The following is a 10,990-nucleotide window of genomic DNA, read 5'->3' on the forward strand; positions in this document are numbered from 1 at the left end:
GACGGGATCCCGGTCCATGCTCTTTTCGCCTCAGCAGATACTCCCCTCCGCCCTCTACCCCCTCCTGCACCAGGGCCTGAAAACTCTTTTCCCGGAGGCTCTCTGGGAGCTGCCGGCGGATCCCTCTAGACGGCAAGTGGCCCTTACCTTTGACGACGGCCCCCACCCGCAGCACACGCCAGCTCTGTTGCAGGTTTTACAGGAGTTTCAGGTGCCGGCCACCTTCTTTGTGTTGGGGGAACGGGTGCAGCGCTGGCCCCACCTGGCCTGGCAAATCCGCCAACAGGGCCACGGGATTGGTCTGCACGGCTGGCAGCATCACTCCTTTACCCAGCTCAGCCGCAGCGAATTGCACAACAGATTGCGGCGCAGCCAAGCCGCCCTGGTGGCTGCCTGCGGCGGGATCCCAGAAGAATATCGGGCTGTGCGTCCCCCTAACGGACTGTTTTGGCCGCAAACGCTGGTGGATCTGCGCCGCTGGGGATTTTTTCCGGTGATGTGGAGCGTGGTGCCCGAAGATTGGCTGGAACCACCGGTTGCCCTGGTAGTAGAGCGGGTGCTGGCCCAGGTGCGGCCTGGCTCTCTAATTGTGCTCCACGATGGCGCCCAGGGAGGATCTCAAGTAGCCAAGGTGACGCGCCACTTGATCCCGGCCTTGAGAGAGGAGGGGTTTGACTTTGTCAGCCTGCCGGATCCTGGAAACCTTCCCAGTTGCGGAAAAGATTGAATACAGTAGGAGTCAGCTATCGAGCAGGGGGCAAGCTATGGGCGTGCGCAAGATCATCTACGGCATTTTTGGGCAGCGGGCCGGCAGCGTTATCGTCGGTACTTGGAACTGGCTGTGGGGGATCCCTGTGGACAAGGGTGGCACAGGGGCGGTGAAGGTAGCAGAAGAATCGCTACGGGCCATGCAAGAGACCGTGCAGCGTCTGACCGAAGCCGTCGCCACCCAGGTAGCTGCCTACCAGCGGGCCGAGCAAAAGTACATGCAAAAGGTGCGGGAGTACCAAGCGCTGGAGAATAAGGCTCGCCTGGCCATGCAGCGAGGGGATCAAGAGGCCGCCCGCCTGGCCATGGCGGAAGCGCTGCGCATTGAGGCGGTTCTCGGCCCGCTCAAAGAGAACGTGGAAACAGCGGAGCGCTACGTTACCGCTGCCAAGCAAAAGCTGGCCCGGGAAAAAGAGCGGCTGGCGGCCTACAAGAGCGAGCTGAGCAACCTCAAAGACATCAACGAGGTAAACCAAGCTCTTGAGCAGATGACTCGCGTCAACAACGCCTACAACATCGACTCGGCCAAGTCCCAATTCGAGGCGGCCAAAAATGCCATCCAAGCTCGCCAGCTCAAGACCCGCGCCATGAGCGAGCTCTCCGAGGATCGCAGCGAGCAACTTGCCGCCCAACTGGATGAAATGGCCATGGACGACGAAGTCTCTCGCCGGCTGGCCATGCTCACTGGCCAGGGGGGCAGCTCCGCCAATCTCCCCTTGCCGGATCTGGATTTCGAGAAGCGGCTTCCCCAATAGTGGGGATCCCTTCTGGCTATTGCCCCGCCTTGTCGGGTCTTTTCCTTCGCTGGGGTGTCGTTCCCGGGGGAGAGGGTCAACTTAGTCCTCGGCGAAATCGGCTTCCACCACCCCGCCGGTCTCGGGGCTGGCAGCCACTGCCTGCGCCGGCACAGCTTGTGCCACCTGTGGCACTTGCACGATCTGGGGCGTGAAGACAAACAAGTTGTACACCGTGTTGCGGCGGATGTTGTCCATCATCTCCAGGAACAGCTCATAGCCCTCGTTCTTGTACTCGATGAGGGGATCCCGTTGGCCATAGCCGCGCAGGCCCACCGCTTCCCGCAGCGCCTCCATCTGCTGTAGGTGCTCCCGCCAGAGGGTGTCTACCTGTTGCAACAGGAAGAAGCGCTCCGCCTTGCGCATCAGGCCAGGCTCAAACGTATCCAAGAAAGCTTCTTTGGCCTCGTAGGCTAGCTCTGCCTGCTTGATCAGGTGGTTCAAGATCTGTTCGTAGGAGAGATCCCGCAAGTCGTCGGCCTTGAGATTCTCTTTGAGCAGGGGGATGAACTCCTGCATCTTGGCGGTCAGCTTATCGATTTCCCACTCTTCCGGCGGCAGCTCCGGGTTGACGTGAGCCCGCACGATCTCTTCGACGGTCTTGCGCACGTAGTCCAGGATCTTGGGTTTGAGGTTCTCCCCTTCCAGGATGCGCCGCCGCTCCGAGTAGATGGCCCGCCGCTGGTTGTTCATCACCTCGTCGTACTCAAACACCTGTTTGCGCAGGTCGAAGTAATACACTTCCACCTTGCGCTGGGCGTTCTCCAGGCTACTGGAAAGCAGCGGGTGCTCGATGGGCATGTCCTCATCCACCCGGAACATATCCATCAGCTTGGCCACCCGCTCGCCGCCGAAGATCTTGAGCAGGTTATCTTCCAGGCTGAGGAAAAACCGCGAGGAGCCGGGATCCCCTTGCCGTCCGGCGCGGCCCCGCAACTGGTTGTCGATGCGACGGGACTCGTGGCGCTCCGTGCCGATCACGTGCAGGCCGCCCAGCCGCACCACTTCCTCGTGCTCGGCCTCGGTTACCTTTTCGTACTCGGCCTTGATGCTGTTGTAGACCTCCCGCAGTTGCAAAATCAGCGGATCCTGCACTGGCGCCTTCTCCGAGGCCACCGCGATGAGATCTTCCACCACCAGCTCCGGCAGGCGGTTCAACCCATACTTGGCCACCGCCGCCGCCACCACCTCGTCTAGAGCCTGGCTAGTGCGGGGTGACAGCTCACAGGGGTAAAAGTTGGGAGAGACCACCGTCCAGGATTTTTTCGGCTTGGGCGAGGTTCCGCCAAACCCTTGCCCACCGCCCCGTCCTACCATGGGAACGGATCCCAGCGGGTTGTCGGCGTCCAGTTGCACCAGCTTGGGCATCAGCCGTTCCCGCAGCTTGAGGCGGGCCATGTACTCGGCATTGCCGCCCAAGATAATGTCCGTGCCGCGCCCGGCCATGTTGGTAGCAATGGTTACAGCACCTTTGCGCCCCGCCTGGGCGATGATCTCCGCTTCCCGCTCCACGTTCTCCGGCTTGGCGTTGAGGAGGTTGTGCGGGATCCCCATTTCCTTGAGCATGGCCGAGAGGCGTTCGGATTTCTCCACGCTGGTGGTTCCCACCAAAACAGGGCGCCCCTGGGCGTGCATGTGGGCAATTTCCTCGGCGACCGCTTTCCACTTGGCGTTTTCGGTCTTGTACACCAAGTCGGGGGCGTCTTTTCGGCGAATGGGCCGGTTGGTGGGGATCACCGTGACTTCTAGGTTGTAGGTTTTGCTGAACTCGGCTTCCTCGGTGCGGGCGGTGCCTGTCATGCCGGAGAGCTTAGGGTATAGCAGGAAGAGGTTTTGGTAGGTGATGGTGGCCAGGGTTTGGCTCTCGTTTTGAATCGGCACCCCCTCCTTGGCCTCCACCGCCTGGTGCAGCCCGTCTGACCAGCGGCGACCAGGGAGCACCCGCCCAGTGAACTCGTCTACAATCACCACCTCTTGGTTGCGGACGATGTAGTGGACATCCCGGATGAAGAGCTCCTTGGCCTTCACCGCATTAAAGACAAAATGCGCCCAGGGATCCTTGGGATCGAACAAGTCGGAGACCCCTAGCAACCGCTCGGCGGCTTCAAAACCTTCGTCGGTGAGGATGACGTTGCGGGCTTTTTCATCCACTTCGTAGTGCTCGTCCCGGATCAGCTCCCGCGCCACCTGGGCCGCCTTGAGGTACTTTTCGGAGGGACGGGCCATCTGGCCGGAGATGATCAGGGGAGTGCGGGCCTCGTCGATGAGGATGGAGTCCACCTCGTCGATGATGCAGTAGTTAAAGGGCCGCTGCATCACCTCTTTGATGTCGGTGGCCATGTTGTCCCGCAGGTAGTCAAAGCCCAACTCGCTGTTGGTGCAGTAGGTAATGTCGCAGTGGTAGCTGCGCCGCTTCTCGTCGCTGGACATACCCTCTTGCACCAGGCCAACCGTTAGGCCCAGGAAGCGGTGCACCTGCCCCATCCACTCCGAGTCCCGCCGGGCCAAGTAGCCGTTGACAGTAACGATGTGAACCCCTTTCCCGGTTAAGCCGTTTAAGTAGGCAGGCAGGGTGGCAACCAGGGTTTTCCCTTCGCCGGTTTTCATCTCGGCAATCTGCCCTTCGTGCAGCACCATCCCACCAATGAGCTGCACATCGTAGTGGCGCAAGTTGAGAACCCGCTTGGCCGCTTCCCGCACCACCGCAAACGCCTCGGGCAGGAGATCGTCGAGGGACTCCCCTCTATCCAAGCGCTGGCGAAACTCGGTGGTCTTGGCCCTGAGCTCCGCATCGGAAAGGGAGGCGATCTCAATCTCCAGCGAGTTAATCAGCTTGACGACAGGGAGGTACTGTCGGATCTTGCGATCGTTGGGATCCCCGAAGAGTTTCTGGAGGGCTTGGAGCATGAGCGAGCCTAGGCCAATAGAACGGGTATAGCGCAATTTTATCATTCCCCTCCCATTGTCTTGGGCGGCTAGAGCTTTGGCAGGAGGGAGGTGCTTGCGGCCAAGGGCAAGAAGATGTCAGGCTAGGGAAGCAAAGGGATCCTACGGCTTATGAATTTCTTGGGCATTGGGCTGCCAGAAATGCTCGTTATCTTTGCAGTGGCCCTCTTGGTGTTTGGGCCGCGCAAGCTGCCAGAGGTGGGTCGTGCCTTAGCTAAAACCTTGCGCAGCCTACAGGATGCTGCTAGGGAGTTTGAGGCGCAGTTAAGTCAGGAGACCCAGGAGCTGGAAAAAGCTGCCCGCGCCTCTGCTCCCCAGACAGCAGTTGCAGCTTCACCCAAAACCAACCCCGTCGCCACCGCCGAGGCAGCTGCAAAACCCGTAGCTGCGGCAGAGCCTGGGGCCCCTGCGGACAACAACCCACCGACAGCAGATGCTGCCTAGCTTCCTCGCTTCGGCCTGGAGATCCCCTGCCTTTTTGGACAGGGGCAGCCATACCTCGCTCCAGGGATGGAGGCTGCTGTCCCGCTTGCTCTTGGTTCAAATCCTAGGGTAGAAGGGCTGACTTTATGCCCACGGCCACTTTGTTGGTCTCTTGTCCGGATCAAAAAGGGCTGGTAGCCAAGCTCTCCAACTTCATCTACAGCTACGACGGCAACATTCTTCACGCCGACCACCACACGGATCTCGAGGCAGGGCTGTTCCTGAGCCGCATCGAGTGGGATTTGGAGGGCTTTCGGCTGGAACGGTCGGAGATCGTCCCCGCTTTCTCCGGCATTGCCCGTGGCATCCAGGCCAACTGGGAGCTGCATTTTTCTGACACCCGCCGGCACATTGCCGTGTGGGCCAGCAAGCAGCCCCACTGTCTGTTGGATCTGATCTGGCGCCAGAGGGCTGGGGAGCTGCCGGCGGAGATCCCTTTGATCATCAGCAACCACCCCGACTTGGAGCCGCTGGCTCGCTCCTTCGGCATCGACTACTATCACATCCCCGTTTCTCCGGAGAACAAGGCCGAGGCAGAGGCCCGCCAGCTTGCCTTGCTCCAGGAGTATCGCATTGACTTGGTGGTGTTGGCCAAATACATGCAGGTCTTAAGTGGGTGGCTGCTCCGCCAGGCGCCGCCGGTGATCAACATTCACCACTCCACCCTGCCTGCTTTTGCCGGTGCCAACCCCTACCAGCGCGCCCACCAGCGGGGCGTCAAGATCATCGGCGCCACTGCCCACTACGCCACCGAGGAGCTGGACGAGGGGCCAATCATCGAGCAGGACGTGGTGCGGGTGAGTCACCGCGACACAGTAGCCGACCTCATTCGCAAGGGCCGCGACATGGAGCGCCTAGTCCTGGCCCGGGCCGTGCGCTATCACCTGGAAAATCGCGTGCTGGTCTACCACAACAAGACGGTGGTGTTCGCTTAGGGGAGCCGCGCCGTTCCAAGGGATCCCTTCCTCAGCAGGGCGGCGCTCCAGAAAGAGAACTGCTCTGCCAAACTGGAAAACAAGAGTAGAGGTGGGATTATGGCCTTCGATTGGTTTCGCCGTCGCTACACCGACTCCAAGGGTGGAGCAGAATCCTCCTCCCAAAACCCTGAGTTGGCGGCCCCCCCAGCGCCAGAGCCGGCAGCCATGTCGCCAGAGGACTACTTGGCCTTTGCCAAGGCTGCCTATGCCAACCTAAAGGCGCGGGCTGCAGCCCAAGCCACTCAAGCAGAGGTTGTCTCCCCAGCCGCCCCAGCGCCAGAATCGCCTGCAAGCGACGGAGCCCAGCCCTCTGCTCCAGAGGCGGCAGCAACTGAGGCGGTCTCTCCCACCTCGCCCCCTGTCCAGCCGGTTGCTGCGCCTTCCTTTTTTGATCTGGCTCCCCGTGCTGCCGAGCGCCTGCAGGCCCTAGAAGCCACTGCTGTGGAGGAGCCAGAGCCGGTGGCCACAACCGTGGCCGCCCCGCCCCCAGAGCCGGCGGCGGAAGAGCTGGTTTTCGACGAGGGCTTTCGCTGGTCAGCCGAGATCCTGGCGGCCCAAGGGCGCAAACCCGAAGAGATCTCCGTAGAAGAGATCTCCTGGCTGCAAAAGCTGCGGCGAAGTCTAGGCAAAACCCGCCTTAACCTCATCAACCAGCTAAAAGCCTTAGTGGGCCGCGGCCCTCTCGACCAGGATGCCGTCGAGGAAATTGAGGCAATGTTGCTGCAGGCGGATGTGGGGGTTGAGGCCACTGAGCAGATCATTCAGGCCCTGCAAAAACGCCTGCGCGAAGAGGTGGTGCCCCCAGAGGAGGCGGTGAAGTACCTCAAGCAGCAGATGCGGCAGATGCTGACAGTAGGGGATCCCACCTTTGCACCGCAGCGGGGCACGCTCAACATTTGGCTGATCGTAGGCGTAAATGGGGTGGGCAAGACCACCACCATCGGCAAAATTGCCCATGTGGCCCGTGAGTCTGGCTACCAGTGTCTAATTGCTGCCGCCGATACCTTCCGCGCTGCCGCTGTGGAGCAGCTCAAGATCTGGGCGGAACGCGCCGGGGTGGAGGTGATTGCCAACCCGTCCCCCAATGCCGACCCAGCGGCGGTGGTGTTTGATGCCATCACGGCTGCCAAGGCCAGAGGCACCGAGTTGCTGCTGGTGGATACAGCAGGCCGGCTACAAAACAAGAAAAACCTGATGGAGGAGCTGGCCAAGATCCGCCGCATCATCGACAAGAAAGCTCCCGAAGCCAAGGTGGAAAGCCTCTTAGTTTTGGATGCCACCCAAGGGCAAAACGGCCTGCGCCAGGCCCAGGTGTTTGCCGAAGTGGCCAAGCTAACCGGCGTCATCCTCACCAAGCTCGACAGCACCGCCAAAGGGGGGATTGCCCTGGCCATTACCCAGCAGATGCACTTGCCCATCCGCTTTATTGGTGCCGGCGAGGGGCTAGAGGATCTGCGACCTTTTTCCAGCTATGAGTTTGTGGAAGCTCTTCTAAGCGAGTATTGAACCCCCCTGGCCATGCGTCGCCGTCAACTTCTGCCCTGGAGCGCTGCAGTGGTGGCGGCTGGACTGCTGTGGGCTTGGGGCGGATCCCACTGGCTCCAGGCGGGCATGGAGCTGACTCTAGCCAGGCCAATTCAAGATCCAGGAGCACTGCAGGAATTTGTTGCCACCTTGGCCCAGGTGCTGTCGGGGGTGCTGGGCTTCACCCTCTCGGTGGTGGCCATTGTGGTGCAGTTGAGCGCGGATCGCTTTACCCCCAAGGTCACCGAGCTATTTTTGCGCGAGAAGGTCAACTTCTACCTGTTCTTTTTTCTCATCCTGGCCAATGTGGTCAGTTTGTGGAGCTCGATGGCCCTTGGTTTCTGCGACAATCCAAGACTGCTGATCGGGCTTAATTTGCTGCTGGGCACGGCCTCGTTTTTGCTACTGATCCCCTACTTTCACTTTGTGTTTCACTTCCTGCAGCCAACTTCGATTGTCCGCCGCATCGAACAGCAGGCACAGCAGGCGATTCTTAGATCCCTGGCTTCCCGGCCTGCCCAGTTCCTACTTGCCAGACGACCTTTGGGCCCCGAGCAGGCCTGCCCCTCTGCGCCAGAGCCTTACTCGACAGCCCAGCAGCGCTGCCTGGCGGCTCTAGATGAGATCAAAACCATCGCCACCAGTGCTCTGCATCAGCAGGAGGGGGTTATCCTTCTAGAGGCCTTGGATAGCCTGAAGGCCCTGTGGCTATTCTATGCCGAGCACAAGGCGCACCTGCCCTGCTCCTGGTTTCTCCTCACCCCCGCGCTGCGGCGGGATCCCGACTTTGCCTCGGTGGATGAGTGGCTATTGAGCCAGATCGAGGCGGAGGGATCCTGGCTGGAGCTGAAGATCCTGCGGCAGTATCAGGCTCTGTTTGCCGAGGGGCTAAATGGCATGCGCCAGGTGAGCACCCTGGTAGCTATCCACACACGGGATCTGGGGATCCGGGCTCTGCAAAGCCAACAGCTTCGGCTTGTGGAGTGGGTAATCAAGTTTTTCAACACCTACCTACGGGCCGTCATCAACGCACGAGATATCCGCAGCGGCTACAACCTGCTCAAGCAGTACCGTCTGCTGGCCGAGGCTGCTTTGCGCCAGCGGCAGCCGGCATTGGTTTTGCAGATAGTCAGCCATTTTCGCTACTACAGCCTGGTGGCCTACAAGGCCGGCCTCTTTTTCCTCTGCGAAACCTTTGGCTTTGACCTGGGCGTTTTGGCCCAACTGAGCTGTGCGCTGCAAGCGGAAACAACAGAGGCCATCCTGCAGGTCTTGTTGCGCCTAGATCAAGACCCGGAAAGCGAGCAGCAGGAAGCCACCCTACGCGGGATCCGCAAAACCCAAGTCCGCTTGGCAGCCTATTTCCTCAGTTGTGGCCGGGAGGATTGGGCGAGGCTGATCTATCAGGACATGCAGCACGAGCCCTTGGCCCGCCTTCAGATTATCCGCCAGGAGCTGCTCTCTACGGCGGCAGAGTTTTGGGAATTTACCGACCGGGGGGAGAACTTCTACTACCTGGAGCCCGCCCTGCGACCCTATGCCGAGCAGTTTTTTGGCTGGTTCCAGGGACTGACCTCACTGGTAGATGGGCTAGAGAGTACCTCTGGATCCCTGGAGCTTCCCTAAAAAAAGCCAGATCTCTTTCCGCGGAGTCTAGTCTGGTTAGAGCCGCCACTGGCTGCTGTTTCAGAGGGCTTGTCTCATGCGTCCTTCCGGCAACCCCAACCGTCTAAGCAGTACTTCTTTTGTCCAGTTTCGCCGCGACCCAAACCTGCTGTCCTTTTGGGGCCTGAGCCTGTGGATCACGGGCCTGGCAGTGCCGCTGTTTGTGCTTTCGGGGGCGGATCCCAGCTTGGCTGGCTGTGACGAGAGCTTTTATGCCCAGATGGCCCGCGAGCTGCTGCGGGGAGGCAACTGGCTGGGGCCAACTTTTCTGGGGGAGCCCTTTTTTGAAAAACCTCCCCTGCTCACCTGGAGTGTGGCCCTTAGCTTTGCCCTCTACGGCGTAAACGAGTGGGCGGCGCGGCTGCCCGGGATCCTAGCGGCTCTGCTTTCTATTCCCCTCATTGGCTGGATTGGGCGGGCCTTTTTGCCAACCCGGGCAGCCCTGCTGGGCATGGCGGTTTTACCCCTCTGCTACCTCTGGGTGCAGCAGGGACGGCTGGTGGGGCAGGACGTGCCCCTAACCTGCCTAGAGCTCTTGGGGATCCTGGCCCTAGTCAACGGCAGCCGCGGCCACCGGCGCTGGTTTTGGTTGGTGGGGGTAGCCTTTGGGCTGGGCCTCTTGATGAAGAGTGCCATGATCCTGCTGCCGGGGGTTGCTTTGATCCCCTACCTGTGGCAGCAGCGGCGGCATTGGCTGGGATCCAGCTCTTTTTGGCTGGGGATGTTGCTGGGCCTGGGGATCTTTGGGCTCTGGCTGGTGCCGGCTATGGGGGTGTATGGCGCAAAGGTGCTGGCTGCCTTGGTGGGGAAGGTATGGGATCTGGGGCGAGAACCCTTCCATGCCGATGCCACTGGCTGGTACTACTTTTGGCACCTCCCGATCCACGGCTTTCCTTGGACGGTTTTGGCCTTGGTAGGAGGCTGGCTGCTGCTGCGGCAAAAGCCGGGATCCACCCTGCTGGTTTGGTCTTTCCCCTTGCTGTTGCTTTTGCTCTTGCAGCTCTACCCCACCAAAACGCCCTACTACACGGTACAGCTCTATCCCTGGCTGGCTCTCCTGGCAGGGGTGGCCCTGGATCAAGCTCTGCCGTTTCCGCTCCGCACCGGCTCGGTGGCAACAGCGGGACGAGGTTCTTTGCGAGACAGGCCCCACCTGGCCCAGGTGCTCTCCTGGGGGCTGGCGGCGGTGGGGACCCTGCTTTTGGGTTTGGGAGTGGCCGTCAGGCGGGATGTCGAGGGATTGGAGCTGCTCCAACCCCACGCCTGGTCGTTGGTGGCCATTGGTCTGTTATATCTGCTCTTGCCGGCAATCTGGAGCTGGCGGCGGGTGCTGCACTATGCTGGTGAACTCTGGGTGGGTACGCTCCTAGCTGCCAGCCTCCTCACCATGGTCAGCATTGTTCTGCGGCCTGACTTTGGCAATTTCAATCCCGCCTTCGCTCAGATGGACTGGAAACAGATGCTGGGCTCTGCCGACCCCGATTTTCCCGTGGTAGACATTGGCCGCAGCGGCCTGCCGGATGTCTGTCAAGCCCAGGCCCTCGCCTTCTACACCCCTAACCCCGGGCGATGGGTAGATAACCAGGCCCTACGGGCAGGGGAACATGGGGATTACCTCTGGGTCTCCCCTGTCCAAGCTCAGCAGCTATCGCTCCAGGAGCTGGGGCTACAGCCTTTGGCTGAGGTGGAGGGCTGGCAACTGGCGCGTCGCCTGGATCGAGCTGCCGGGGGGTTTTCTCCCTAGCGAAATCCTCGCCGAGGCTTTGGGGCTGATCTATCTGAGAGCCTGCCCCGGTTGGTGGTGATGTCTTCCCTCTCCTATAAGGAGGGAAG

Annotated in this window: 8 protein-coding genes; 7 read left to right on the plus strand and 1 reads right to left on the minus strand. The window is 60.7% G+C overall.

All coding sequences use genetic code 11. The features are described from left to right. Both NW852_RS00435 and NW852_RS00440 read left to right on the plus strand, forming a co-directional pair. Positions 1–727: polysaccharide deacetylase family protein (locus NW852_RS00435; RefSeq protein WP_414426380.1), on the plus strand; the 727-nt coding region annotated here is incomplete at its 5' end. Positions 728–764: 37 nt separating this feature from the next. Further along, on the plus strand, positions 765–1,523 hold the full coding sequence (locus NW852_RS00440) for a PspA/IM30 family protein (RefSeq protein WP_414372426.1): 759 nt from the start codon (positions 765–767) through the stop codon (positions 1,521–1,523). Positions 1,524–1,604: 81 nt separating this feature from the next. On the opposite strand, the gene secA is transcribed toward NW852_RS00440, so the two are convergent. Further along, positions 1,605–4,469 carry a preprotein translocase subunit SecA gene (gene secA / locus NW852_RS00445; RefSeq protein WP_414365382.1) on the minus strand — a complete coding sequence of 955 codons (2,865 nt, stop codon included), beginning with the start codon at positions 4,467–4,469 and terminating at the stop codon, positions 1,605–1,607. Between the two features lie 150 nt (positions 4,470–4,619). Between secA and NW852_RS00450 the strand changes: the two genes are divergently transcribed. From NW852_RS00450 to NW852_RS00470, 5 genes are all read left to right on the plus strand, one after another. Then, entirely contained in the window at positions 4,620–4,952 is a 333-nt protein-coding gene (locus NW852_RS00450) for a TatA/E family twin arginine-targeting protein translocase (protein ID WP_414426381.1), read from the plus strand. Positions 4,953–5,077: 125 nt separating this feature from the next. Continuing rightward, positions 5,078–5,926, plus strand: a complete 849-nt coding sequence (purU, locus tag NW852_RS00455) for a formyltetrahydrofolate deformylase (protein ID WP_414365374.1) — start codon at positions 5,078–5,080, stop codon at positions 5,924–5,926. Between the two features lie 99 nt (positions 5,927–6,025). After that, positions 6,026–7,474, plus strand: a complete 1,449-nt coding sequence (gene ftsY / locus NW852_RS00460; RefSeq protein WP_414365372.1) for a signal recognition particle-docking protein FtsY — start codon at positions 6,026–6,028, stop codon at positions 7,472–7,474. A gap of 12 nt (positions 7,475–7,486) precedes the next feature. Continuing rightward, the gene (locus NW852_RS00465; RefSeq protein ID WP_414372433.1) at positions 7,487–9,118 is read left to right on the plus strand and encodes a DUF2254 family protein; all 1,632 of its coding nucleotides are present in this window, start codon (positions 7,487–7,489) and stop codon (positions 9,116–9,118) included. Positions 9,119–9,194: 76 nt separating this feature from the next. Beyond that, positions 9,195–10,901 carry an ArnT family glycosyltransferase gene (locus NW852_RS00470; protein WP_414372435.1) on the plus strand — a complete coding sequence of 569 codons (1,707 nt, stop codon included), beginning with the start codon at positions 9,195–9,197 and terminating at the stop codon, positions 10,899–10,901. Positions 10,902–10,990 lie beyond the last annotated feature (89 nt).

Source organism: Synechococcus sp. H60.1, assembly GCF_047462335.1.
GTDB lineage: Bacteria > Cyanobacteriota > Cyanobacteriia > Thermostichales > Thermostichaceae > Thermostichus.